This is a genomic window from Lentzea fradiae (assembly GCF_900100955.1).
Taxonomy (GTDB): domain Bacteria; phylum Actinomycetota; class Actinomycetes; order Mycobacteriales; family Pseudonocardiaceae; genus Lentzea; species Lentzea fradiae.
This window is the reverse complement of the sequence record NZ_FNCC01000013.1, coordinates 76976-100648: the sequence shown is the minus strand read 5'-3', so window position 1 is coordinate 100648 and position 23673 is coordinate 76976. Positions and strand designations below refer to the sequence as shown.

Below are 23673 nucleotides of genomic sequence, written 5' to 3'. Positions count from 1 at the left end.
TGACCAGGCGCGATCTGAAATTGTCGGACCCTCGGCGTAACGTGCTTGCCGTGGCATTCGCAACCGAGCTCCCGTCAGAGGAGAGCACCGTCAAGGCGCACTCCGAGCACCGTCCCGTCGGCGACATCGTGCGCACCGACGGGCAGTTCCGCGTGGTCAGCGAGTACCAGCCGGCCGGTGACCAGCCGGCGGCGATCGCCGAGCTGGAGCGCAGGGTGCGCGCGGGCGAGCGCGACGTGGTGCTGCTGGGCGCCACCGGTACGGGCAAGTCCGCGACCACGGCGTGGCTGGTCGAGAAGCTGCAACGGCCGACGCTCGTCATGGCGCCGAACAAGACGCTCGCGGCGCAGCTGGCGAACGAGCTGAAGGAGCTCTTCCCGCACAACGCGGTGGAGTACTTCGTCAGCTACTACGACTACTACCAGCCAGAGGCGTACATCCCGCAGACGGACACGTACATCGAGAAGGACTCCTCGATCAACGAGGACGTCGAGCGCCTGCGCCACTCGGCCACCATGTCGCTGCTGACCCGGCGCGACGTCATCGTGGTCGCGTCGGTGTCGTGCATCTACGGCCTCGGCACGCCCCAGTCGTACCTCGACCGCTCGATCCCGCTCGAGGTGGGCGTGGAGGTCGACCGCGACGCGTTCCTGCGCCTCCTGGTCGACGTCCAGTACACCCGCAACGACATGTCGTTCACCCGCGGCTCGTTCCGCGTGCGCGGCGACACGGTCGAGATCATCCCGTCCTACGAGGAGCTGGCGATCCGCGTCGAGTTCTTCGGCGACGAGATCGACAAGCTCTACTACCTGCACCCGCTGACGGGCGACGTGGTGCGCGAGGTCAACGACCTCCGCATCTTCCCGGCGACGCACTACGTGGCCGGCCCGGAGCGGATGGAACGCGCCATCCGCGACATCGAGGCGGAGCTGGAGACGACGCTCGCGCAGATGGAGCGCCAGGGCAAGCTGCTGGAGGCCCAGCGCCTGCGCATGCGCACGTCCTACGACATCGAGATGATGCGCCAGGTCGGCTTCTGCAACGGCATCGAGAACTACTCCCGCCACATCGACGGCCGCGCCCCCGGCACCGCACCGGCCACGCTGCTCGACTACTTCCCCGACGACTTCCTGATGGTCATCGACGAGTCGCACGTGACGGTGCCGCAGATCGGCGGCATGTACGAGGGCGACGCGTCCCGCAAGCGCAACCTCGTCGAGCACGGCTTCCGCCTCCCGTCGGCGCTCGACAACCGCCCGCTGACGTGGGAGGAGTTCGCCGACCGCATCGGCCAGGTCGTCTACCTGTCCGCGACCCCCGGCCCGTACGAGCTGGGCCAGTCCGGCGGCGAGTTCGTCGAGCAGGTCATCCGCCCCACCGGCCTGGTCGACCCCGAGGTGGTCGTGAAGCCGACCGAGGGCCAGATCGACGACCTGGTGCACTCGATCCGCGAACGGGCCGAGCGCGACGAACGCGTCCTGGTCACCACACTGACCAAGAAGATGGCCGAGGACCTCACGGACTACCTGCTCGAACTGGGCATCCGGGTCCGCTACCTGCACTCCGAGGTCGACACGCTGCGCCGCGTCGAGCTGCTGCGCCAGCTGCGGCTCGGCGAGTTCGACGTGCTGATCGGCATCAACCTGCTGCGGGAGGGCCTCGACCTCCCCGAGGTGTCGCTGGTGGCGATCCTCGACGCGGACAAGGAGGGCTTCCTGCGGTCCGGGACGTCGCTCGTCCAGACGATCGGCCGTGCCGCTCGCAACGTGTCCGGTGAGGTCCACATGTACGCGGACAAGATCACGGACTCGATGCGGCACGCGATCGACGAGACGAACCGGCGGCGGGAGAAGCAGGTCGCTTACAACCGTGAGCGGGGCATCGATCCGCAGCCGTTGCGCAAGAAGATCACCGACATCTTGGAGGCGGTGTACTCCGAGGCCGAGGACGAGGTTCCTGTCGGCGGGTCTGGGCGGAACCAGTCTCGGGGGAAGCGGGCCACCGGTGAGGGTGGCCGGTCTTCCGGGGTGGTGGCCGCTCATGAGCGGGCTGGGATGGCTCGGTCGGAGCTGGCGGATCTGGTGCAGTCGTTGACTGATCAGATGATGAACGCTGCTCGGGACCTGCAGTTCGAGCTGGCCGCTCGGTTGCGGGACGAGATCCAGGATCTGAAGAAGGAGCTTCGGGGGATGGACGCCGCTGGGGTTCGGTGAGGGCGGAGGGCTTCGCCCCATGCACCCTGAGGGCTTCGCACCCTCGCCCCCGGCACTCCCGAAGGAGCCGGGGCCAGCGCTCTGAGTAGGCAGATGGCACGTCTGTTGGTGTTGGGCGGCTTGCTGTTGTGCTGGTGGTTGCGTTTGTGGGTGGTGGCTCTCCCGTCCAGCACGGCTCGGCCCTTGCCGCGCTGGACGGGAGAGCCACCACCGCGCCTCGCCTTGCCCGGGACTGCTCGGCTGCGCCATCGCTGGGACTCGGCTTCGCCGTCGCTTGGGCGGGCGTTGCCGGGGTGGCGCCTACTTACGTCGGCTGGCGTCTGTGGCGTGTCCGGCTCAATCGGACACTTCGTGCCCGAGTTGCGCTGACCTGTGCCCGATCCGTGCGGTCTGCTCGAGGTGCTTGCTCGGTCGTCTCACATGGGCCTCCCGCGCCTGTGTCCATCCGGTCGTCCCCTGTGCCGTCGGTGTCGGGCGAGGTTGACTCAGAGTGTGTCCTTTGTGTCATGTCTCGTTTTGTCTGTCGCTCACTGTGAGTTCGACGTGTGCGGCGCGTAGCTTTTTTGGTGGAACGCCCATGTTTGGGCGCCCGTAAATCCCCCTCTGGGGTGAGATGTGGGCTGATGCCTTTCGTCACGGCGCAGGACGGCCATGATCGCTGGGTGGATGTGGACTCCCACCTTGCCGCGGTGGAGCAGGCGCTGATCGCTGTGCGGCGCAGTCAGTCACGTCGAGCGCTTGCGGAGCTTGCTGTTCCGGCATTTGACGTGTTGGACGTTGTGGAGAGTGCGGAGCGTGCGGGGGTGCAGGCGACAGTCTCGAGCGTGGCTTCGGCGCTGCACGTCGACCAGCCTCGGGCCAGCAAGCTGGTCACCAGTGCCGTGGACGCCGGGTTGCTGTCGCGGGTCGCTGACAAGGCGGACGGGCGGCGGGTGTTGCTCGTGCGGACGGCTCGGGGGCGGGCCACGTCGGCTGAGCTGCATCGGGCTCGGCAGGCCGCCTGTGCCACCGCGATGGCGGACTGGACGGATGAGGAGCGGGCTGTGTTCGCCGACTTGCTCACTCGTTTCGTGGCCGTGTTCGGCGGGCGATAATCCTGTTGTGACACTGGACGAGTTGATCGCCTACTGCGCCGCCAAGCCCGGAGCGGAGGAGACGTACCCGTGGGGTGACGCCGAGCTGGTGTGCAAGGTGGGTGGCAAGGCGTTCGCCTTCGTCGGGCTCGACGCGCACACCGTCGGGCTGAAGTGCGGTGCCGACGCCGAGGCTGCCGCGCCCTGGCGCGAGCGGTTTCCCGATGACGTGACGATCAGCGGATACGTCGGGCGGTACGGGTGGAACACGGTCTCGCTCAAGGGAGCCGTGCCGGACGACGACCTGCTGGAGCTGGTCGACTCCTCCTACGAGGCCGTCGTGGCGCGGTTGCCCAAGCGGAGGCGGCCTGCCTGACGGCGGGTGACGGCCGGTCGTGGGTCACCGTGCCGCGGTCGTGAAGCCCTGCGCGAGCAAAGGGCATGCGTGGTGCTCTCCGGACAGTGGTTGTCCGCATTGGTCTTTACGGTTGCCGCATGGCGATCGGATTTCAGGTGACGATGGACGCGGCCGACCCCGGGAAGCTGGCTGCCTTCTGGGCGGAGGCGCTCGGGTACGTGGTGCAGCCGCCGCCTCCCGGTTTCGAGTCGTGGGAGGACTTCGCCGTCAAGAACGGCATCCCGTTCGAGTCGGTCAACGACTACTCGGCGATCATCGATCCGGAGGGGAACGGGCCTCGGGTCTTCTTCCAGCGCGTTCCGGAGGGCAAGACGGCGAAGAACCGCCTCCACCTCGACGTGAACGCCGGGCTGGAGGCGGTTGACCGGCTCGTCTCGCTCGGGGCCACCAAGGTGCGCGAGGTCGAGGACGGCAAGGGGCACTGGGTCGTGCTGCTCGACCCCGAGGGGAACGAGTTCTGCGTCCAGTGAGCGGTGCCGCGGGCCCGGACTCGCCGGGCCCGCGGCCTGTCAGCTCGTGACGTCCTTGGTCTTGAAGCGGCTTGCCGCGAGCAGGGTGAAGATGCCGCCGTAGACGAGCGCGGAGAACGTTCCGCGGGTCATCTCCGACCAGTCGATGTCGGTCGACAGCAGGTCGGCCCACGCCATCGCGTAGTGGCTCGGCAGGTAGTTGCGCAGGTCGCCGAGCGGTTCGATCTGGTCGAGGATCTGCGACAGGATCGACACCAGCACCGTGCCGCCGACCGCGCCCAGGGGTGCGTCGGTGGTCACGGACAGGAACAGCGCCAGGCCCGCCACCCAGAACAGGTTGATGGCGATGTAGCAGACGGCCAGCGCCATGCCGAGCACGCCGTCGGCGAACGGGGCCGCTTCGCCCGTCGGGCTCACGACCTCGCCCGCGCCGTACCAGGCGACGCCGACGCCCAGGGCCACCGCCGGCAGCAGGGCCAGCGCGAAGAAGCTCAGGATGCCCGACGAGATCGCCTTCTGCCTCAGCAGGCGGTGGCGCGGGATCGGGGCGGCCAGCAGGTACTTGAGGCTCGACCAGGACGCCTCGGACGCGATCGTGTCGCCGAAGAACAGCGCCACGATCATCGGCAGCAGGAAGCTGCTGCTCACGAACAGCGTCAGCACCACGAAGTTGATGCCGCTCGCGGTCGCGAGGTCCACGAAGCCGCCGGTGCGGCGGTTCGGGTCGGACTGGCCGATCTCGAAGCTCAGCGCCAGGATGAACGGCAGCAGCACCAGGAAGCCCAGCACGAGCTGGGTCCTGCGGCGGCGGATCTGCCGTTGCAGCTCGACGCGGATCGGGAGGGTGCGGCGCGCCTTGTAGCCGGCCGCCGAGCCGTCCGGCGCCACCTCGGTGCGCCGGCGGGCGGCGGCGTCGGTCAGGTCGGTGATCGCGCCGGGATCGGTGTGGACGTCGTGCTCGTTCACCGGTCCACCTCCTGCCGGGGTGCCTTGGTGCGGTTCGGGTTGGCGGTCAGCACCGTCTTGATGACCGGTGCCGGCTCCGCGATCTCGTCCGCCACGTCGAGGCCCGCCTCGGTCAGGGCCTCGATCGCGGTGGGGTCCGGGGCGTCCGCCGTGGCGGACGCCGCTGCCTTCAGGAAGTCATTCACCGACCAGCTCCAGGAACGCGTCTTCCAGCCTGCGGCGCGGGCCCGCCTGGTCCACCGACACGCCCGCCGCCACCAGGGCGGAGACGGCGGTGGCGCGCGGGACGCCGTTCAGCGCCGCGTGCACGGCGTCCTCGTCCTCGTGCACTTCCTGCACGCCTTCGAGGCCCCGCAGGACGTCGGCCGCCTTGGACGGGGAGTCGACGCGGAACGTCGCCTCGCCGCCGCCCGCCGCGATGTCGGCCACCTCGCCCGCTGCGACGAGCTGGCCCTTGTGCATCACGACCACGTGCGAACAGGTCTGCTCGACCTCGGCCAGCAGGTGCGACGACACCACGACCGTGCGGCCTGCCGCCGCGTAGCGGCGCAGCACGTCGCGCATCTGGTGGATCTGGGGCGGGTCGAGCCCGTTGGCCGGCTCGTCCAGGATGAGCAGGTCCGGCAGACCGAGCATCGCCTGGGCGATCGCGAGCCGCTGGCGCATGCCCTGGCTGTAGGTGCGCACGCGGCGGTGCACGGCGTCGCCGAGACCGGCGATCTCCAGCGCCTCCTCGACGTGCGCTTCCTCGACCGGGCGGCCGGTGGCGGCCCAGTAGAGCCTGAGGTTCGCCGCGCCGGAGAGGTGCGGCAGGAAGCCGGAGCCCTCGACGAACGAGCCGATGCGCGACAGCACGGGCGCGCCCGGCGTCACCTTGTGGCCGAAGACCCGGATGTGTCCCTCTGACGGGTGAATCAGGCCCATCACCATGCGCAGGGTCGTGGTCTTGCCCGCGCCGTTGGGGCCGAGCAGACCCAGGACCTGGCCGTGCTCCACCCGGAACGACAGGTCGTTCACGGCGGTCAGGCCGCCGGGGTAGGACTTGGTCAGGTTCGAGATGACCAGCGGCACGCCGGCGAGGTCCGGGTCGGAGTCGTGCTCCATGCGGCGGCGGAACAGCGCGACCACACCGGCGCCGAGCAGCGCGAGCAGCGTGATGGCGATGCCCCACAGGGCGCCCGTCGGGAAGCCCTCCGTCACGTTGCGGCCGGGCACCACTGGCACCGAGATCTCGTCGGAGGCCAGCGAGATGCGGTACGCGGCGGGCTGCTCGGCGTTCGCGAACGCCTGGTCCGTCGTCGACACGACCAGCGCCAGCTTGTGCTCGGACTCGACGGGGCGCACCGCGCCGGGCAGCGTCACGGTCACCTCGGCGGCGGAGCCGTCGGGCGGCAGCGCCACGCGGAACGGGGCGACGATCGAGCCGGGCAGCGTGCGGGTGCCGTCCGAGGAGACGTCGTAGAGCTTGGCGAACAGGACCGCCTCGCCCGAGCTCTCGTCACCGCGCGCGACCCGCAGCTTCACCGTCGACGACCCGGTCAGCAGCAGCTGGGAGGTCAGCTCCTCCGAGGTGAACACGGCCGCCTGGCCGGGCATGTCGAGCGAGAGCCTCGACGCGATGGCGGCCGAGCGCGACAGGACCGAGCCGAGGCCGGGCAGGTTGCTGATGCCCGCCGGGTTGCCGCCCGCCGGGTTCACCGCGATCTGCTCGGGACCGGTGAGCTTCAGCGTCTTGCGCTCGGTGGCCGTCCCCCCGGCCAGGCCGGGGTAGGAGGGCGCGACGACGGTGCGCAGCGACGGCTGGCCGCTCGACCGGAACGCGCCCTGCACCGTGTACTCGAAGCCGGTGCCGGGGTCGGTGCCCTCGTCCTTGAGGTGGAACGCCATCCAGTCGGCGATCTCGCCGCGCAGGGCGGTGCCGGGGTTGCCGCCGTCGTGGCCGCCCGCGTACCAGACCATCTTGACCTGGCCGCCGGCCGCGGCGATCTGGCGCGCGGTGGCGTCGGACTGGTCGAGGCCGAACAGGGTGTCCTGCTCGCCCTGCACCAGCATCGCCGGCTGCTTGATCTGGTCGGTCACGGCGACCGGCGACGACCTGCGCAGCAGGTCGAGCGTCTGCTGCGAGGCGCGGCCCGTCGTGGCGACCTCGGTGTACGCGGCGCACACCTCGGGCGTGAACCGGCCGCAGGCGCCCAGCGACGGCGTCGGCGGCTGCAGGCCCTGGGCGCCGGAGTTGCCGCCGGGCTGCTGGGGCTGCTGGACGCTGTTCTGGCTGGGCTCGCGCTGACCGGACTCGGGCGCGTCACCGGTGGGGGACGACAGGTCGATCGACGTCATGCCCGCGGAGAAGAAGATGCCCGCCCACGACCGCTTGAAGACGCCGTCCTCGGCGAACGCGGTGGCGGCGGGGGTGGCGTCCGAGCGCGGCGTCGCGAGGGCCGAGTTCGGCAGCAGCGCCTGCGCCAGGTCGTTGTAGGTGATGACCGGGACGAGCGTGTCGACGCGCTTGTCGACACCGGCGAGCAGCAACGACAGCGCACCGCCGTACGACGCGCCGGTCACGCCGACGCGCGGGTCACCGCCGCTGTCCTTCTGCACCTCGTCACGGGTGCCGAGGAAGTCGAGCAGCTTCTGCGCGTCGCGGACCTCGCGGTCGAGCGAGTTGAGCGCGATCTGGCCCGTGCTGCGGCCGAAGCCGCGCGCGGACCACGTCAGGACGACGAAGCCGCGGCGGGCGAACTCCTCCGCCTGCGTGTGCACGCTGCGGAGACTGCCGCCGAAGCCGTGCGCGAGCATGATCGCGGGCGCGGGCGTCTGCTGGGGGAGGTAGAGGCGGGTCTCGATCGACACCGTCTGAGCGCTGTCAGGGCTCTCCGGTGCGTCGATGTTCGCTTCTTTGAAGGGAACGGCCACGGGGTCGTCCCCGGATCGAGTGAAGTACACGCCGCCTGCGACAAGGGCGAGTACCACGATCAATGCGGGGATCGTCCACCTGCCGCGAAGGCGGGAGAGGCGGGACACAGCGTGAACGATATGCGAGTTTCGCTGAGAGCGACCTGCCGGGATCCGGTGGCGGTCTCAGCTTGAATGGATCTTCAGGCGCCCTTCAGGTAGGGCGTTGTTCATACCCGAACGACACGCTGGGTATTCCCGGAGCAGCACTCCGCGTGGGTCGAGTCACCCTGTGTGGCGCCGGGTGGCACTCGTGGAGCACAATGTTGGACGCAGCATGGAGGGGAGTACTCCCTAAGCGGCGGTGTCGTCAGTACGGAGCTCGGCGTGGAGCTTCCGGTGCCGTCGGTCGTTCGAGAGATCATCTCGGCGGCGGAGGAGACCTCCGGGTTCATTTGGCGTGCGCTGAGAATCCCGGAGGTTGGATTGTGAACGTCCCCGCATGGTTGTGGATCGCGACGATCGGTGGGCTGCTCGTCCTTCTGGCAGTCGACCTCGTGATCGTCGACCGCAAGCCCCATGAGGTGACGATCGGCGAAGCCGCGCGCTGGGTGGTCTTCTACGTCGCGATCGCGGGACTCTTCGGACTCGGCCTCTGGTTCTACTCCGGCGGGCAGTACGCCACGGAGTTCTTCGCGGGGTACATCACCGAGTACTCGCTGAGCGTCGACAACCTCTTCATCTTCTTGATCATCATGACGACGTTCAAGGTGCCCGCGATCCACCAGCACAAGGTGCTGCTGATCGGCATCCTGCTCGCCCTCGTCATGCGCGGCATCTTCATCGCGGCCGGCGCGGCGCTCATCAGCCAGTTCAGCTGGGTCTTCTTCATCTTCGGCGGGTTCCTCATCTACACCGGCTGGCAGCTGGCGCGGGAGAACCACGACGAGGAGGAGGAGTTCAAGGAGAACCTGATGCTCCGCATGGTGCGCAAGGTCTTCCCGGTGACCGACGACTTCCAGGGCGCCAAGTCGTTCATCAAGATCGACGGCAAGCGCTACGTGACCCCGATGTTCATCGTGATGGTCGCGATCGGCTCCACCGACCTGCTCTTCGCGCTCGACTCGATCCCCGCGATCTTCGGCCTCACCAAGGAGCCGTTCCTGGTGTTCACGGCCAACGCGTTCGCGCTGATGGGCCTGCGCCAGCTGTACTTCCTGCTCGGCGGCCTGCTGTCGAAGCTCGTGTACCTCTCGATCGGCCTGTCGGTGATCCTCGGGTTCATCGGCGTGAAGCTGATCCTCGAGGCGCTGCACACCAACACGCTCAGCTTCATCAACGGCGGCGAGCCGTTCCACGTGCCGACCATCGGCATCGAGGTCTCGCTGTCGGTCATCGTCGGCGTGCTGGCCATCACGACCATCGCGAGCCTGATCAAGGTGCGGCGCCACCCGGAGGCCGCGATCCACGTCGGCTCCGACACCGACGCCCACCACTGACGGCTGAACTTCTCTGCACGCGGGGGCCCTTCGTACTACGTGATAGTACGAAGGGCCCCCGCGTGCGAATCAGAGCTGGACGAGCGGGGTGCCGTTTTGGTAGACGGCGCGGATGGCCTGCTTGAGGGTTCCGGCCTTCACGTGCTGCTCGGCGTCGCCCTCCACCAGGACCAGGTCGGCGAGCTTGCCCTGCGCGACCTCGCCGAGGTCGTCCTCCAGGCGCAGCAGCTCGGCGGCCGACCTGGTGGTCGCCTGGATCGCCTCGGCGGGCGACATGCCGTACTCGGTCATCAGCGTGAGCTCGGTCAGGTTGTCGCCGTGCGGGCCGACGCCGGAGTCGGTGCCCATCGCGATCTTCACACCGGCCTGGTGGGCCTTCTGGAACGACTGGAAGTGCTGCGCGACGACGGTCTTCGCCTTCTCCAGGACGACGTCGGAGATCGCCGCGCCCGCCGCTGCCTGGTCGAGCACCATGCGCGGGGCCATCAGGGTCGGGACGAGCCACGTGCCGTGCTTGATCATCTCCTCGACGCCCTCGTCGGTGAGGAACACGCCGTGCTCGATGGAGCGCACGCCGTTGCGCACGGCCGTGAGGATGCCGTCACCGCTCATCGCGTGCGACATGACCGCGATGCCCGCGGCGGCGGCCTCCTGCACGATCATCGCGATCTCCTCGTCGCGGAAGTGCGCGTGCCGGGGGTTGCTGCGCGGGGACATCACGCCGCCGCTCGACGCGATCTTGATGACGTCGGCGCCGTGCCGCACCAGCGTGCGCACGACCTTCCGGAGCTCCTCGGGCCCGTCGGCGACCGTGTCCGGCAGGCCGGGGTGCAGCGGCGGCGAGATGTGCGCGCCGCACTGCATCCAGTCGTCGTTGTGGCCGCCGGTCTGCGAGACCATGTTCACGGCGATCTGCATGCGCGGTCCGGCGACCAGGCCGCGCCGCACGGCCTCCGCCACGCCCAGGTCGGCGCCGAGCGCGTCGCGGACCGTGGTGATGCCGCACCGCAGGGTCTCCCGCATGTTGCCGATCGCCTCGTAGAACGGCAGCGAGAACGGCGTGGTCAGCGTTCGCACCAGGTCGGCGCCGCTGAACATGAAGTGCACGTGGCAGTCGAACAGCCCCGGCAGGATCGTGTGGCCGGTCGCGTCGACCACGGTGTCGCCGTCGAGCCCGGTGCCGACGTCGACGATGCGGTCGCCCTCGACCACCACGTCGCCGGGCTCGGTCGTGTGGCCGGTGAAGACCCTGCCCCCAGAGAACACGATGCGCGTCATACGCGGAAATCTATGCCGAAAGTCAGTTTTTGTGATCGGTCAACAAATAACTCTAAGCCTTGCTAACAACTTCTGTTAGCGTCCTGGCCGTGCGCCCTGAAGACCTGCAGCTGCTCACCACTCCCGGCACGGTGGCCGTGTCCGGGGACTTGGTGCTGGTCAGCATCACCACGCCCGACCTCGACAAGAACACCTACCGGGGCGGTCTGCACCGGGTGTTCCCGGACGGAACGACGCAACCGTGGACACACGGTGATCGCGACAATGCACAGCGAATTTCTCCGGACGGTCGTCACGTCGCGTTCTTGCGCGTGCACGGAAAGTCGAAACCACAGCTGTACGTCGCCCCGGTGGACGGCGGTGAACCCCGTCAGCTGACCGATCTGCCGCTCGGCGCCGGGGCACCGGTGTGGTCGCCGGACTCGTCGCGGATCGCCTTCGTGGCCCGTGTGCCCGAGCACGGCCGCTACGGCACCACCGACGAGGCTCCCGAGGCGGAGGCACCGCGCCGCATCACGCGCCTGGACTACCGCGTCGACGACGTCGGCTTCCTCGGCGACCGCCGCCCGCGCCTGCACGTCGTCGACCTGGACGGCGAGGTCACCGAGGTCACCGACGGCTCGTTCGACGTCTCCGACCCGGCCTGGCTCGACGACGCGACGCTCGTGTTCGTGGCGCCCCGCGACCTCGGCGCCGTCGAGACGCTGCACTCCGACCTCTACACCGTCCCCGTGGCAGGCGGCTCGCCGTCGCTGCTGGTGACGGGCGCGGGCGAGGTCTCCATGCCGTTCGTCGCGCAGTCGTCGCTGTACTGGCTGGGCACCGAGTTCACCGGGAACAACGCCGTGGCGCGCAACCACGGCCTGTGGCGCGCGGCCCTGGACGGCAGCGGCGCCACCCGGCTCACCGACGAAGAGACCGTGGACGTCGAACGGCTCTCCGGCGCGCCGGTCGCCGACGCGTCCGGGGTCCTGCTGGTCGTGCGCAACCGCGGCGCCTTGGAGCTGCGGCGCATCCCGTTCGACGGCGGTCCCGGCGAGGTGCTCGCGGGCACCGAGGCCGCGGTCCGCTCGTTCGCCACCGACGGGTCCACAGTGGTCGCGGTCGTGTCCACCCCGGACAGCCCCGGTCAGGTCGAGCTCGTCGGAACCGGTGTGCGCACGGCGTTCCCGTCGCTGGAGTCGACCCGCCGCGTCGTCGAGCTGACCGGCTCGGCCTCCGACGGCTACCCGGTGCACGGCTGGCTCGTGCTGCCCGACGGCGACGGCCCGCACCCGGTCGTGCTCGCCGTCCACGGTGGACCGTTCATGTACCACAGCTGGGCCTTCTTCGACGAGGCCCAGGTCTACGCCACCGCGGGCTACGCCGTCGTGCTGCCGAACCCGCGCGGTTCCGCGGGCTACGGCCAGGCCCACGGCCAGGCGGTCGTCGGCAAGTTCGGCACGGTGGACGTCGACGACGTGCTGTCCCTCCTCGACGTCGCGCTGGCCAGGCCCGACTGCGACGCCGAGCGCGTCGGCGTGATGGGCGGCTCGTACGGCGGCTTCATGACGTCCTGGCTGTCCGCCCACCACGGCGAGCGGTTCAAGGCGGCCTGGAGCGAGCGCGCCGTCAACGCCTGGGACTCGTTCACCGGCTCGTCGGACATCGGCTACTTCTTCGCCGACGCCTACTGCGGCACGGACCCCGAGGCCCAGCGCGCGATGTCGCCGCTCACCTACGCCGAGAAGATCACCCTGCCGTTCGCGGTCGTCCACTCCGAGCACGACTGGCGCTGCCCGGTCGAGCAGGCGCAGCGCATGTTCGTGGCGCTGAAGCGGCGCGGCGTCGAGACGGAGCTGCTGCTCTTCCCCGGCGAGGGGCACGAGCTGACGCGCTCCGGTCAGCCGCGGCACCGCAAGCAGCGCTTCGACGCGGTGCTTCAGTGGTGGGACCGCTACCTCAAGGCGTGACGGCCCCGGCTGAGCTGACGCCCGCGTCAGCTCAGCCCAGCAACGTGTAGTTGAGCTCCTCGCACACGCGCGCCAGCGGCAGGTCCAGCCCGGGGTGGTCCAGCGGCAGCAGCACGTCCGGCGCCGCCGGCAGCCCGGACGCCCCCGGCGGGTCCCACAGGCAGATGGCCGGGTCGCCGGAGTCCATCGACGACCGGTACCAGAGCCCGTCCAGTTCCGGGTAGGCCGCGCGGATCGCCCGCGACCACGCCTGCGTCACGAGCTTCGGCCCGGTCGAGATCTCCTGCGACGCGCCGACGCGAGTCGGCCACAGGCCGCCCAGGTCCAGCAGCCGCAGCGTGCGGCGCGGGCGCAGCACCACGATGAACGGCGACCGGGTGCGGCGGTCGACGATCGACGTGGCCTGGAAGACCTCGGCGATCGACGTGCGCACGGACAGGCCGAAGTACAGGACACCGTTCTGGTGGTCCTGGACCGGGCTGCCGTCGTCGGCCGGTTGCTGCGCGTCGAAGCGGGCGTGCGGAAGCGGGCCCGTGTAGCGGAACGTGTTCCAGCGCTGCGGGTGGGAGCCCTTGGCCGTGAAGACGCGCACCAGGCGGGTCGCCCGGTGCACCGCCACCACGTCCTCGGTGCGGCGCAGCTGCGCTTGGAGCACGGCAGGGGCAGGCGGCTGTGGAAGCCGTGACATTCGGGTCCTGTCGGTGTTCGGGAACGCTCAGGCGGGTGTGCCGAGCACGGAGGCCAGGTCTGCCACGCGGCACGGGTCTCCTCCGGCGAGGAGCCAGTCGCGGGGCGTGGCGGGCTTGCCGTCGACCAGCAGGTCCTCCTGCAGCTTCGTCATGAACGCGGCGACCACCAGCGCCGGTTGGTCGGACGGGATCGCGGCCAGCACGGCCTCCAGCCCCGGCAGCACGCCGTTGCCCGCGAACTGCCAGGCGGGCAGCCGCCAGCTGCCCCTGTCCTTCCAGCCGACGAGCCTGCCGACGCCGAGGCGGTGGCGGATGCGGCTCGTGTCGACCTGGAGCTGGCGCGCGGCCTCGTTCACGGTCAGCGCCGAGTCGCGCAGGACCGCGTGGGCCACGACGGTGCGGGTGCGGGGCTTCGAGTCGCCGGGGCCGGCGGGGGACAGGTCGAGACCGACGTCCCGCAGCGCCGACTGCTGGTCGGGCGTGAAGTACGTGGCCGGTTCCGGGTGTGGTGGAGCGAGCCGTCGTGCCGCGTCGGTCACGAGGTCGAGGAACTCGTCGGGGCTCACCTGCAGGCCGGCCTTGGCCAGCACCGTCTCCAGTGCGGGACTCATGCGCACAGAATATCCCGTGCGTGCGCATTTGTGCGCCCTACGAACGGGGCAAGGACGAAAGTTCCACTTTGCGCACCCACTCCACGACGCTACGTGAGATTTCCCGCCGTGCAACGGTGACGTGGGCCTCAGCAGGCGCATCGATACCATTTCCCGATGCAGCTGGACCGCTCGGCCAAGCGGGTCGTGGTGGCGTGGGGCGCCGTCATGGTCGCCACCCTCGTCTACATCATGAGCCGCCCGTCGGGCTTCTCGCTCGACCTGCGCGTCTACCGCAACGGCGGGGTGGCGTTCCTCAAGGACCTCCCCCTCTACGTCGACGGCTTCGCGAACCCCCTCGGCGGACCCGACCTGCCGTTCACCTACCCGCCGATCGCCGCCGCGCTGTTCGGGCTGCTCGCGATCGTGCCGCTGGAGGTCGCGATCTTCGCGGTGGCCTTCGCGAACCTCGCGATGCTCACCGGGCTGTGCCTGCTCGCGGCGCAGCGCGTGCTCGGCTGGAGCCCTGCCGCCGTCAGCTGGGGCCTGGGCGCCGCCGCGGTGACGACGATCTTCGACCCGCTGCGCGAGACGCTGTGGTTCGGCCAGATCAACCTGCTGCTCGGCCTGCTCGTGATGGCGGACTGCCTGCTCGAACGCACGCGCTGGTGGCCGCGCGGCGCGCTCATCGGGCTCGCGGCGGCCATCAAGCTGACGCCCGCGTTCTTCGCGTTGTACTTCGTGGCGCGGCGGCAGTGGAAGCCCGTCTTCGTGTCCATCGGGTCGTTCTTCTTCTTCGGACTGCTGGGGTTCGTCATTGCGTTCGACGACGCGAAGGAGTACTGGACGCACGCCCTGCTCGACCCGGGCCGTGTCGGACGGCTGACGTACGCGTCGAACCAGTCGGTGCGCGGACTGCTCGCGCGCTTCGGCCTGGAGGACGGCGCCCAGGTCGCCGTGTGGCTCCTGGTGGCGCTTCTGGTCGTGGCGGCGGTGTGGTGGGTGGCGTCGCAGCTCGGTGACGTCGAGGCGTTCTTCGTCGTCGCGATCGGCGGACTGCTGATCTCACCCGTGTCGTGGGGACACCACTGGGTGTGGATCGCACCGGCTCTCGTGCTGCTCGCCCGGCCCGCGTTGCGCCGCCACTGGGCGTCGTGGGCGATCGTGGCGGTGTTCGCGGTCGGGCCGCACTGGCTCTTCCCGCGCGACAACGACGTGGAACGCGACTGGTCGTGGTGGCAGCAGCTGGTCGGCAACCTCTACGTGCTGATCGGGATCGCCGTGCTGGTCACGCTCGGTGTGCGTGCCGTGCGCGACCGCCGTCGAACTGCCTCAGCCGCAGGCTGAACAGCACCAGCACGACACCCCACAGGATCGCGAAGACCCCGATCGTGATCACGAACGCCAACGCGCCCGCTTCCGGGTTCAGGACGAGCAGGACACCCAGCACGACGGTCAGCACGCCCGTGACGACGTAGAACCACTCGTTGCGCATCACCGCGCGCAGCCGGACCGCGTCGACGATCTGCACGACACCGGTGACGAGCGTCCAAACCGCGATGACCAGCAGGAACGCCGTCGCGGTGAGGCCCGGCCAGAACCACGCGACGAGACCGGTGGCCACCCCCGTAACGCCGATCAGGCCGAGGGCCCAGCGCGCCGGCCATGCCCGGTGGGCGAGCGTCAGGTACAGCAGCACGAGGCCGTCGAAGAACACGTACGCGCCCCACAGGACGATCAGGGCGACGAGCGTGAGCCCCGGCCACACCAGGGCGGCCAGGCCGAACAGGACGGCGAACACGCCGCGCACCGTGAAGAGCCACCAACGTCGCATGCGCGAGATCGTCGCGGTTGCCGGTGGACCCGGCAACCGGAGACCCTCGTCCCGGTGCGGGGACGGTCAGCCCTGGCCCTGACCCGTGATGATCGAGACCGCGCGGTCCTGCGTCTGCTCGGGCACCTCGCCGACCTGGAACCCGCGCGCCGCGGCGTGCGCCACCAGCTCCGGCTCCGGCGGCAGGCCGTACTTGCGCAGGTAGTGCGGCACGGCGCCGGCCCAGATCCAGGTGCCGTCGGTGCGGAAGTTCAGCGGCACGTCCTGCTCGCCGCTCTGCGAGAACTCGTCGAGGTCGTAGCTGCGCGCGGCGAGCACGACCGGCGCAGACTCGAGGTAGTTCAGCAGGCCGTCCACCAGCTGCGGGTCGACGGGCTGGCGGTTGACGACGATCCGGCCGTCGTCGTTCTTGCCGTCGTACACGCGCGCCGTCCGCAGCTCACCCGCCGGGGCCGGCTGCTGCGGGGCCTGCGGAGGGACCTGGTACTCCTGCTGCTGAGGCGGCGGGGCCTGGAACTCCTGCTGCGGCTGGGGAGCGGGCTCCTGCGGGGGCAGCGGCGGCAGGCCGACGCGCTGACGCCACCAGTCCGGGATCAGCCGGTCGGGACGCGGGAACGTCTGCAGCTCGTCGCGGAAGCCGATGGGCGGCGGAGCGTTGCGCCAGCGCGGCTCCTCCTCGGCGTTGAAGTCGACCGTGAACGCCGCGGGCGCCTCGATCTCGTACAACGCGTGCAGCCACGTCCCGCGGTCCGGGTGGTACATGCCCGCGCGCAGCTGCCCGAACATCTGCACGACGTCCATCGGCGGCCGCACCGGCCGGAACTGCCCGTCGGGCCCGGCGAAGGCCAGGTCGACCTCGATGTGCCTGCCTGCGGCGCGGTACTCGGCCCGGATGCGCTGCCAGCCCTGAGGTACGGCCGGCAGCATGGCGCGCCCGAGCTGACGCACGAGCTGCTGCTGGTCCTGGTCGCTCAGCGGTGTCGCCGGCTGGCTCATGGTGGTCCTCGCCCCTCTCCCCGTGAAACCTCGCTGATCTTATCGGGCGGCCGCGGGACGCGCGGGGCGGTCACGGCGAAGGGCGCGCGACAGCTACTGGTAGTGGGTCCACGACGTGGTCCACCGGACCAGGCCGCCGGTGCGCGGAGCCCGTCCGTCCGCCCGGACGGGCAGGAATCACCGCTCTCGCCGCCGGTGTCCCGAACCCGTTGCCGCCGGTAGCGTGAACGGTCCCTGCCAGCGGATGTCCCTTCTCCTCATGAGGGCGGTGCGCAGTGGAAGAACACGCCGAACCGGAGCAGGGGCGCATGTCGAGGCCGTCGGCCGCGGTCCGCGCGGGCGGGCCACCGGCCCACCACCTCCTGGGGTTGCAGCAGCTCGCCGGAAACCGGGCCGTGCAGCGGCTGATGGTGCGCATGCCCAACCCGTACGAGTGCGGCATGCACAGGTCGGTGGGGGACGCCGAGGTCGACGAGATCGGACGAGCGCTGGCCGCCAAGTATGCCGGCGTGGGCGGGCAGCACGGGTGGAAGGACGACTGGGTGTTCCCGCCGTCGCCCACCACCGAGCCCTCGGTCTTCTACGGCCACGGCAACCGCAGCGAGCTCGGCGGGCTGGAACCGCGCAAGTTCGCCAAGGCGGTCCACAAACCCGAGCGCGCGTTGCAGCAGGACACCGCGTTCAAGTTCGTGTCCTGCGGCGGTGGGCAGGGCCGTGCGGGAGAGGGCGCTGCCTACGGTGCCGCGGTCGCCGCCGAGATCCAGAGCCGCGACCTGCAGGGCAAGACCTGGGGCGGGCCGTTGAAGGCGACCCAGGGGCTGGTCTACTACACCGAGAAGTACAAGGCGGTCCTGCCGGAGATCCCCCTGGCCGTCACCAAGCTGCTGTCGCAGAAGACGGAGGCGGCCGAGCTGGGCCTGCGGCGGCAGGTCGTCGAGCACGTCAGAGCCAAGCTCCGGAGCGTGGACGACAAGAAGAAGCGGGCGGCCGACCTGCGGGAGCTCCGGGACCTGGTGGTGAAGGTCTACACCGAGGGGGAGAAGGCGAGCAGGGCCGAGGCCGTGGGAAAGATCGCGATCCCGGAGTTCTTGAGCAACACCTGGCTCACCAGCCGGCTCAACGACGCCATGGACGTGCTTTTCGCCACCAAGTACGGCTGGACCGCCGTCGACGCGGCCGTCGAGGGGTTCTCCTCCGGCAACTGCCTGGCGGACCTCGCGACCCTCTTCGAGTCGCTGAACAAGGAGATGGCCGTCAAGGCCGAAGGGGTCTGGGGCGAGTTCAGAGACGCGTTGCAGCACGCCTCCCGGATCCCGGCACGGGGGTCGGCCAAGGTGGGCACGGTCGACCCCGCGGTGCCCCCTGACGATTCCGCGCGGTTCCGGCACTGGCAGGACTTCGGGACCGTGCCGTGGAAGCAGTGGAAGGCGTCCAGGAACAAGCAGACCGACTGACCGGGTCAGGCGGGCGTGAGGCCCCGGCGGAACCACTCCGGCATCTGCTCGTCCGAGCGCGGGAACCACTTCTGCTCGGTGGCGAAGTTCTCCGGCGACGGGGCCGCGTCGAAGTTCGGGGCCTCGTCGCGGTTGTAGCGGATGGAGAACTTGCCGGGCGGGTCGAGGACGTACTCGAACTCCACCCACGAGCCGAGGCCCTCGGCGTACATGCCCTTGCGCAGCTGCTGGAACTTCCGCCACACCTCCGGCGGGAACGACCAGCCGCGCACCGAGCCGTCGCCCATCTTCACGCCCGTGTCGGCCTCGCTGTGCGGGCCGATCATCTTGGCGCGCAGCACCAGGCGCGACCACCCCTGGGGCAGGGTCGGGAGGATCTCCTGGGTGATCTCCGCGAGCTTCTCCTGCTGCTCCACCGGGCTGAGCGCGGGCCAGTTCGGCATGGTGTTCGCTTCCTCCATCTGTCGCGGTCGGGCGCGGGCCAGCCTACTGCCGGTCGAGACCCGCCTCGTGCGCGCGCTGCAGCTCCAGGCCGCGTTCGACGGTCTCGCGCAGCCAGTCCGGGACGTGCTCGTCGGTGCGTGGGAACGCCTCCAGGTCGCGCACGAACATCATCGGGTGCAGCTCGGGCGACCACCGCGGGTCCTCGTCGAAGTTGAACGTCACCTCCGGCTCGCCGCCGCGGTGCAGCACGAACCGCGCCGACAGCCAGGTGCCGCGCCCCTCCTCGTACATCTCCTCGCGGAGCTCCTGCAGCTGGTCGGTGATCTCCGCCAGCCGCACCTCGCCCGCGAACCGGCCCTGCGCGTCCTGGGCGGACGCGGACAGCTCGTACGACAGGACGTTCGCCCAGACGTCGAGGGTGACGCGGTTCCAGCCGACCGGGGCACCCGCCTCCAGCAGGGCGAGCAGCTCACCGGCCCTTGTAGCGGTTCTGGGGTCCATAGTTCACCTCCGGGCGGTTCGGGAAGACCCGTTCCTTGGTCACCACGTTGTCCACGACCGGCTTGCCGTCGGGACCGTGCACGACCGTACCGTCGGGGTTCTGCTTGTAGGTGACCTCCTGCCAGCGCATGGTCACCTCGTTCGGCACGCCGTCGGCCTCGCGCGTGGCCCGCACCTGGTAGTTCTGGATGTCCTGGTGGGGCTGCTTCGCGAAGTCGGCGAGCTCGGTCTCCTTGGCCCGCCACGACGGGGCGTGGAACCAGCCGTCGCGCGCGTTGCCGGAGTTGGACGCCGCCATCTGCCCGTGCATGTTGAGGTACTCGCCGAGACCGCCCAGCTCGTTGGCGAGCAGGTGACCGCCCGCCCACTTGACGCGCGAGTTCTCCAGCTCCTCCGGCGTGAGCGTGCGGTCGCCCGGCGGGTTGCTCGGGTACGCGGCCTCGCCCTCCTGGTAGGCGCGCTGCTGGGCGCCCCTGGTGGAGTCGTCGTCGCGGTAGTTCTTGTTCTGCCCGCCCGCCTCGACGTCACCGGTCATCGAGTCGGTCTGCCCGTGCGAGTCGGTGTGGAAGGCCAGCATCTTCTCGCTGTTGTGGGTGTTCGGCACCTGGTACTTGGCGTCCGGCAGCAACGGGTGGCTGAGGTCGGGGTTGAACCCGGACCACTTGCCCTTGCCGTCGATCGCCATGTCCTGGCGGCCCGGCGTGGCCTCGACCCACTTCACGTTGCCGTCGCCGTCGGTGATGAACGTCGTGCGCGTGCCGTTCTCGTTGCGGACCGGGTACTCGGTCCACGGCTCCAGCGGCTGGTGGTCGCGCAGCGGCACCGGCACGGTCTCCGGGTTCGCGACCGGCCTGAGGTCGTCCGGCTGGGTGTTGCCGTCCGGCACCGCGTCGCGGTCGCGGTGCGGCGCCACGATCTCGTCGTGCCTGTTGAGCGGCTGGCGAGGCGCGTCGGGGTTGGCCGGGTCGACCGGCTGGTGCGTGGGCCGGTCGAACTCGACGAACCGCTCGGTGAACGCCGGGTCGTCCGGGGAGATGACCCGGTCCCGCGGGGGCGGGGTGAACTCCGGGTCCTCGTCGGGGTCCTGGTGCTGGTTCTGGGCGTCCTGGTCCTGGGCGTCCTGGTCCTGGGCGTCCTGGCCCTGGGGGTCGTCGCCGCGGTCCCTGGCGTCGGCGCCGTCGGTGTCGCGGTCGCTGCCCGGCGCGTAGCCGTCGTCGCTCGCCCTGGTCCTGGAGCCGTCCGGGTGGTGCGTCTCCCACTCGCCGTTCGGTGGGATCCGCGGCGACCGCGTGCCGTCCGGCCCGATCTCCGGGTCGGACGTGAACACCCGGCCGCTGCTGTCGGTCCACGCGGGCCTCGTCGGCGCCACGACGGGGGCGTCGAGGTGCCGCGACAGCTGCTGGGCGAAGTCGTTGCTGGCCGCGTCGCAGCCGATCAGCCGGACGGGACGGCTGCCGTCGTACCCGCCGCGCCGCAACATGTCCGCGTACTCGGCGGGCGTGTAGTCGTGGCCACCGATGCGCGCCCTGCCGTCCGGCGTGACGTGGACGTCCGCCGTGAAGAAGCGCGGGTCCTCCGGCACCCGGTGCGGCAGGTCGCCCATGTCGCCGTCGCCGCCGTGGTGCGAGATGCCGGCCGGGGTCTGCTCGGCGTGGCGGGCGTGCGCCTCCTCCGGGCTCGGGCGGTCGGCGGGAGGGCCGTCGCCGTCCGGGCCGTCGTGGTGCGGGCTGTCGTTGGTCGGACCGTCGCTGTCGGGCCGGTCGTGGTGCGGGCGGTCGCTGCCCGGCGTGTCACTGCCCGGTGTGTCGCTGTGGGGAGCGTCGTGGTGCGGAGCGTCGGTGCGGGGGCGGTCGTGCGGACCGGCCGGGGTGGTGTCCCGGGGCCGGTCGGGGGCGTGGTGGGGCGCGTCCGGGCGGGACGGCTGGTTCGGGCCACCGTGCGGTGCGTCCGGGCGGGTGTGGGGGCTGCCGGGCGGCGGGGTGAACGCGTCGGGCCTCGACGGCGGGTTCGGGCCGCCGTGCTGGGGAACGTTCGGGCCCTGGGGACGGCCCTGCGGGGCGTCCGGGCGGTGCGCGGGGGCCGAGGGAGCGTTCGGGCTGTGCGGTGCGCCCGGCGACGGTGCGTGCGGGGCGTTCGGGTGGTGCGGGAAGCCTGCCGCGGGGCCGTGCGGTGCCGACGGGCCGTGCGGTGCCGACGGGCCGTGGGGAGCAGACGGGCTGTGCGGCGTTCCGGCGAACGGCGTTGCAGGCGCCGAAGAGGGCGCGGTGGCGCGGCTCGGCGGGGTCGCGTCGGGGCGGGGAGCGTTCGGCGCCGCGGAGTTCGGACCGTGCGGTGCCGACGGGCTGTGTGGTGCGTTCGGGCTGTGCGGGGCCGATGGCGCGTGCGGAGCCGAAGGGCTGTGCGGCATCCCGCCCGACGGGGCGCCACCGTGCGGCATCCCGGAGTTCGGCATCCCCGGCGGTGCGGAGGGGGACATCGGCGTCGAGGGGGAGGACGGCGCCGTGGGCATCGAGCTGGGACGGGCGGGCGCGTCGGCGCGGGAGGCCGACGTGGAGGTGTCCGGCGTACGCGGGGCGGGGGCGCTCGCTCCCAGGTCACCGCGGCTGCCGGGGGTGCCGGTCCAGCCCTGGCCACCGGTCTGCGGGCGGCCCGCGGAGGGGGACGACGGGGCGTTGCCGCCCGCGTTCGGCGCGCCGCCGCCCACGGGGCCCGACTGTGACGGCGTCGTCGACGGCGAGCTGTCCGGGGTGCGGGCAGGGGCCTGCGGCACGTCGGCACGTGCGGGGGCCTCCGGGGGCGCCACCGACGACTGGACCGTCTGGCCCGTGTTACGGGCGAGCGGGGCGTCCGGGGACGACGACGGAGAGCTGTCCGGCGTGCGCGTGGACGAAGGAGCGGGGGAGCTGTCCGGCGTGCGGGACGGCGAGGACGACCCGGAGTCCGGCGTCCGCGACGGGGCGTCCGGCGACGAGCTGTCGGGCGTGCGCGACGGCCCCGTGGACGGGGCGGACGTCGGCGACGAACCGTCCGGTGTCCGCGTCGGCGACGACGCGTCCGGTGTGGAGGACGGCGACGAGGACGAGGGCGACGGGGACGAAGGTGACGACGGCGAACCGTCCGGAGAGGACGGCGAAGAAGGCGAGGACGGCGAGCTGTCCGGGGTGGACGACGGCGAGCCGTTGGACGGCGAGGAGGACGAGCCCGGCGAGCTGGGCGTGCCGGACGGGGTGACGTCCGGGCTGCCGCCGCGCTGGAAGAACCCGCCCGCCTTGATGTTCTTCGTGGAGATCACGTCGAGGCCGGTGACCTTGCCGACGATCTTGCCGACGACCTTCATGATCTTCGTGAAGATCTCGACGAGGCGGCCCAGCAGCGGCGAGACCTTCTTGATGGTCTTGATGAGCTTCTGGATCAGCTCGCCGATGCGCGTGGCCCACTTGGAGATCGCGGTCACGGCCTGCGCCACGATCACCGGCGTGCCGAAGCCGAGCGTGAACACGGCCTCCAGCACCCACGTGATCAGCTTCGCGACCAGGTCCGCGATCAGGTCGCGCACCATCTCGCGCACGAACCCGACGACCATGCCCATCACGCTGACCACGGTGCCGACCGACCCCGCGGTGGAGGCGGCGCCGGACAGCGCGTCGAGCTGCTCGCCCGCCGCCTTGCGGTAGGCGTCGGCGGCGGCGCCCGTCCACGACGAGGTCGTGTCGACGGCGGCCTTGTAGTCGGCCGCGACCTTGCCCAGCTCCTGCGAGACGTTGTTCCACGTCGTGGAGTACGACTGGATCACCGGCGGGTCGCCCGCGAGCCAGTCCAGCGCCTCCTTCAGCGGCTGCATGTGCTCCATCAGGAACGCCGCCGCGGACGACAGCAGCGTGCCGAACGGGTCGATCGCCATCGAGGCGGCGTCGGCCACGAGACCGACGACGCCGAGGCCGCCCTCGATCCAGTTGCCGTCGGAGATGCCCTTGTAGGCGTCCATGGCGGAGTCGGCGATGGAGAAGCCGGTCGCCCAGCCGTTGTCGCCGGTGCCCGCGTTGAAGAAACCGGACGGTTCCGCGGGCGCCTGAGCCACCAGGGGGTTCGGTGTGGACATCAGAAGCCCTTCAGCGAGTTGGCGATCTGGTCCTCGACGGTCTGGTACTGCTTGGCCGTGTCGGTGACCTTCTTCGAGGTCGCGTCCATCGCCTCGGCCACGCCCTTGAGCGCGTCGGTGCCCCACTGCTCAACGGGGTCGAGCAACATCCGGAACGGCTGGCAGATGATGCCGTACGCATCGGTCGGCATCGACACGGTGTTCGCCGCGTCGACCGCCGCCTGCAACCGCCCGTGCAGTCCTTCCAGCGCCTTGGCGTGCGCTTCCAGCACGTCCGAGGTGACCTGGAAACCACCGGAAGTCAT

At 70.7% G+C, this 23673-nt stretch carries 20 protein-coding genes; 8 read left to right on the top strand and 12 right to left on the bottom strand.

Annotated features, from left to right (window positions below; all coding sequences use genetic code 11):
- Positions 1-50 precede the first annotated feature (50 nt).
- From uvrB to BLT23_RS28885, 4 genes are all read left to right on the top strand, one after another.
- A complete protein-coding gene (gene uvrB / locus BLT23_RS28900; RefSeq protein ID WP_090054505.1) occupies positions 51-2213 on the top strand; it encodes an excinuclease ABC subunit UvrB in 2163 nt (720 codons plus the stop codon).
- 623 nt (positions 2214-2836) lie between these two features.
- Positions 2837-3307 (top strand): MarR family winged helix-turn-helix transcriptional regulator, encoded by a 471-nt coding sequence (locus tag BLT23_RS28895; protein WP_090054503.1) that lies wholly within the window; start codon positions 2837-2839, stop codon positions 3305-3307.
- A 7-nt stretch (positions 3308-3314) separates the two neighbouring features.
- Positions 3315-3662 (top strand): MmcQ/YjbR family DNA-binding protein, encoded by a 348-nt coding sequence (locus BLT23_RS28890; RefSeq protein WP_090054501.1) that lies wholly within the window; start codon positions 3315-3317, stop codon positions 3660-3662.
- Between the two features lie 119 nt (positions 3663-3781).
- On the top strand, positions 3782-4174 hold the full coding sequence (locus tag BLT23_RS28885) for a VOC family protein (protein WP_090054499.1): 393 nt from the start codon (positions 3782-3784) through the stop codon (positions 4172-4174).
- A gap of 39 nt (positions 4175-4213) precedes the next feature.
- Here the strand turns inward: BLT23_RS28885 and BLT23_RS28880 are convergent, their stop codons facing one another.
- The 3 genes from BLT23_RS28880 to BLT23_RS28870 are packed head-to-tail and all read right to left on the bottom strand — an operon-like array spanning position 4214 to position 8161.
- Positions 4214-5140, bottom strand: coding sequence for an ABC transporter permease (locus BLT23_RS28880; protein WP_090054497.1), 927 nt, complete (start codon positions 5138-5140; stop codon positions 4214-4216).
- Positions 5137-5325: a hypothetical protein gene (locus BLT23_RS28875; protein ID WP_090054495.1), complete on the bottom strand. Its 189-nt coding sequence runs from the start codon at positions 5323-5325 to the stop codon at positions 5137-5139. Before BLT23_RS28875 ends, BLT23_RS28880 begins: the two co-directional genes overlap by 4 nt.
- Positions 5318-8161 carry an alpha/beta fold hydrolase gene (locus BLT23_RS28870; protein ID WP_090054493.1) on the bottom strand — a complete coding sequence of 948 codons (2844 nt, stop codon included), beginning with the start codon at positions 8159-8161 and terminating at the stop codon, positions 5318-5320. Before BLT23_RS28870 ends, BLT23_RS28875 begins: the two co-directional genes overlap by 8 nt.
- Positions 8162-8520: 359 nt before the next feature.
- Here BLT23_RS28870 and BLT23_RS28865 point away from each other — a divergent pair, with 359 nt between their 5' ends.
- Complete coding sequence (locus BLT23_RS28865) at positions 8521-9531, top strand: TerC family protein (RefSeq protein ID WP_090054491.1); 1011 nt, start codon at positions 8521-8523, stop codon at positions 9529-9531.
- 69 nt (positions 9532-9600) lie between these two features.
- On the opposite strand, the gene BLT23_RS28860 is transcribed toward BLT23_RS28865, so the two are convergent.
- A complete protein-coding gene (locus tag BLT23_RS28860) occupies positions 9601-10809 on the bottom strand; it encodes a metal-dependent hydrolase family protein (protein WP_090054489.1) in 1209 nt (402 codons plus the stop codon).
- Positions 10810-10898: 89 nt separating this feature from the next.
- On the opposite strand from BLT23_RS28860, the gene BLT23_RS28855 reads away from it, so the two are divergent.
- Complete coding sequence (locus BLT23_RS28855) at positions 10899-12761, top strand: S9 family peptidase (protein ID WP_090054487.1); 1863 nt, start codon at positions 10899-10901, stop codon at positions 12759-12761.
- A gap of 31 nt (positions 12762-12792) precedes the next feature.
- Here the strand turns inward: BLT23_RS28855 and BLT23_RS28850 are convergent, their stop codons facing one another.
- Together BLT23_RS28850 and BLT23_RS28845 are read right to left on the bottom strand one after the other, a co-directional pair.
- Positions 12793-13449, bottom strand: coding sequence for an RES family NAD+ phosphorylase (locus BLT23_RS28850; protein ID WP_090054485.1), 657 nt, complete (start codon positions 13447-13449; stop codon positions 12793-12795).
- Positions 13450-13476: 27 nt separating this feature from the next.
- Positions 13477-14061, bottom strand: a complete 585-nt coding sequence (locus BLT23_RS28845) for a DNA-binding protein (RefSeq protein ID WP_090054483.1) — start codon at positions 14059-14061, stop codon at positions 13477-13479.
- Positions 14062-14217: 156 nt separating this feature from the next.
- On the opposite strand from BLT23_RS28845, the gene BLT23_RS28840 reads away from it, so the two are divergent.
- Positions 14218-15387 (top strand): glycosyltransferase 87 family protein, encoded by a 1170-nt coding sequence (locus BLT23_RS28840; protein ID WP_090054481.1) that lies wholly within the window; start codon positions 14218-14220, stop codon positions 15385-15387.
- Here the strand turns inward: BLT23_RS28840 and BLT23_RS28835 are convergent.
- Positions 15329-15874 carry an HdeD family acid-resistance protein gene (locus tag BLT23_RS28835; RefSeq protein WP_090054479.1) on the bottom strand — a complete coding sequence of 182 codons (546 nt, stop codon included), beginning with the start codon at positions 15872-15874 and terminating at the stop codon, positions 15329-15331. The two genes, BLT23_RS28840 and BLT23_RS28835, sit on opposite strands and share 59 nt — an antisense overlap.
- A 66-nt stretch (positions 15875-15940) precedes the next feature.
- Complete coding sequence (locus tag BLT23_RS28830) at positions 15941-16870, bottom strand: hypothetical protein (protein WP_090054476.1); 930 nt, start codon at positions 16868-16870, stop codon at positions 15941-15943.
- A 308-nt stretch (positions 16871-17178) separates the two neighbouring features.
- Between BLT23_RS28830 and BLT23_RS28825 the strand changes: the two genes are divergently transcribed.
- On the top strand, positions 17179-18324 hold the full coding sequence (locus tag BLT23_RS28825) for a hypothetical protein (RefSeq protein WP_245744285.1): 1146 nt from the start codon (positions 17179-17181) through the stop codon (positions 18322-18324).
- A 5-nt stretch (positions 18325-18329) separates the two neighbouring features.
- On the opposite strand, the gene BLT23_RS28820 is transcribed toward BLT23_RS28825, so the two are convergent.
- Genes BLT23_RS28820 through BLT23_RS28805 form a run of 4 tightly spaced genes read right to left on the bottom strand, consistent with a single transcriptional unit; the run spans position 18330 to position 23673 of the window.
- A complete protein-coding gene (locus BLT23_RS28820) occupies positions 18330-18767 on the bottom strand; it encodes a hypothetical protein (RefSeq protein ID WP_090054824.1) in 438 nt (145 codons plus the stop codon).
- A 43-nt stretch (positions 18768-18810) separates the two neighbouring features.
- Complete coding sequence (locus BLT23_RS28815; RefSeq protein WP_090054472.1) at positions 18811-19269, bottom strand: antitoxin YezG family protein; 459 nt, start codon at positions 19267-19269, stop codon at positions 18811-18813.
- Positions 19238-23368, bottom strand: coding sequence for a hypothetical protein (locus tag BLT23_RS28810; RefSeq protein ID WP_090054470.1), 4131 nt, complete (start codon positions 23366-23368; stop codon positions 19238-19240). The genes BLT23_RS28815 and BLT23_RS28810 overlap by 32 nt, the downstream gene beginning before the upstream one ends.
- Positions 23368-23673, bottom strand: a complete 306-nt coding sequence (locus BLT23_RS28805) for a type VII secretion target (protein ID WP_090054468.1) — start codon at positions 23671-23673, stop codon at positions 23368-23370. The genes BLT23_RS28810 and BLT23_RS28805 overlap by 1 nt, the downstream gene beginning before the upstream one ends.

Coding starts and splice junctions, on each gene's coding strand:
- BLT23_RS28885 (WP_090054499.1), top strand. CDS start 3,782: ATGGCGATCGGATTTCAGGTGACGATGGACGCGGCCGACCCCGGGAAG.
- BLT23_RS28820 (WP_090054824.1), bottom strand. CDS start 18,767: ATGCCGAACTGGCCCGCGCTCAGCCCGGTGGAGCAGCAGGAGAAGCTC.
- BLT23_RS28845 (WP_090054483.1), bottom strand. CDS start 14,061: ATGAGTCCCGCACTGGAGACGGTGCTGGCCAAGGCCGGCCTGCAGGTG.
- BLT23_RS28850 (WP_090054485.1), bottom strand. CDS start 13,449: ATGTCACGGCTTCCACAGCCGCCTGCCCCTGCCGTGCTCCAAGCGCAG.
- BLT23_RS28835 (WP_090054479.1), bottom strand. CDS start 15,874: ATGCGACGTTGGTGGCTCTTCACGGTGCGCGGCGTGTTCGCCGTCCTG.
- BLT23_RS28805 (WP_090054468.1), bottom strand. CDS start 23,673: ATGACTTCCGGTGGTTTCCAGGTCACCTCGGACGTGCTGGAAGCGCAC.
- BLT23_RS28810 (WP_090054470.1), bottom strand. CDS start 23,368: ATGTCCACACCGAACCCCCTGGTGGCTCAGGCGCCCGCGGAACCGTCC.
- BLT23_RS28840 (WP_090054481.1), top strand. CDS start 14,218: ATGCAGCTGGACCGCTCGGCCAAGCGGGTCGTGGTGGCGTGGGGCGCC.
- BLT23_RS28815 (WP_090054472.1), bottom strand. CDS start 19,269: ATGGACCCCAGAACCGCTACAAGGGCCGGTGAGCTGCTCGCCCTGCTG.
- BLT23_RS28860 (WP_090054489.1), bottom strand. CDS start 10,809: ATGACGCGCATCGTGTTCTCTGGGGGCAGGGTCTTCACCGGCCACACG.
- BLT23_RS28830 (WP_090054476.1), bottom strand. CDS start 16,870: ATGAGCCAGCCGGCGACACCGCTGAGCGACCAGGACCAGCAGCAGCTC.
- BLT23_RS28895 (WP_090054503.1), top strand. CDS start 2,837: ATGCCTTTCGTCACGGCGCAGGACGGCCATGATCGCTGGGTGGATGTG.
- BLT23_RS28825 (WP_245744285.1), top strand. CDS start 17,179: ATGTCGAGGCCGTCGGCCGCGGTCCGCGCGGGCGGGCCACCGGCCCAC.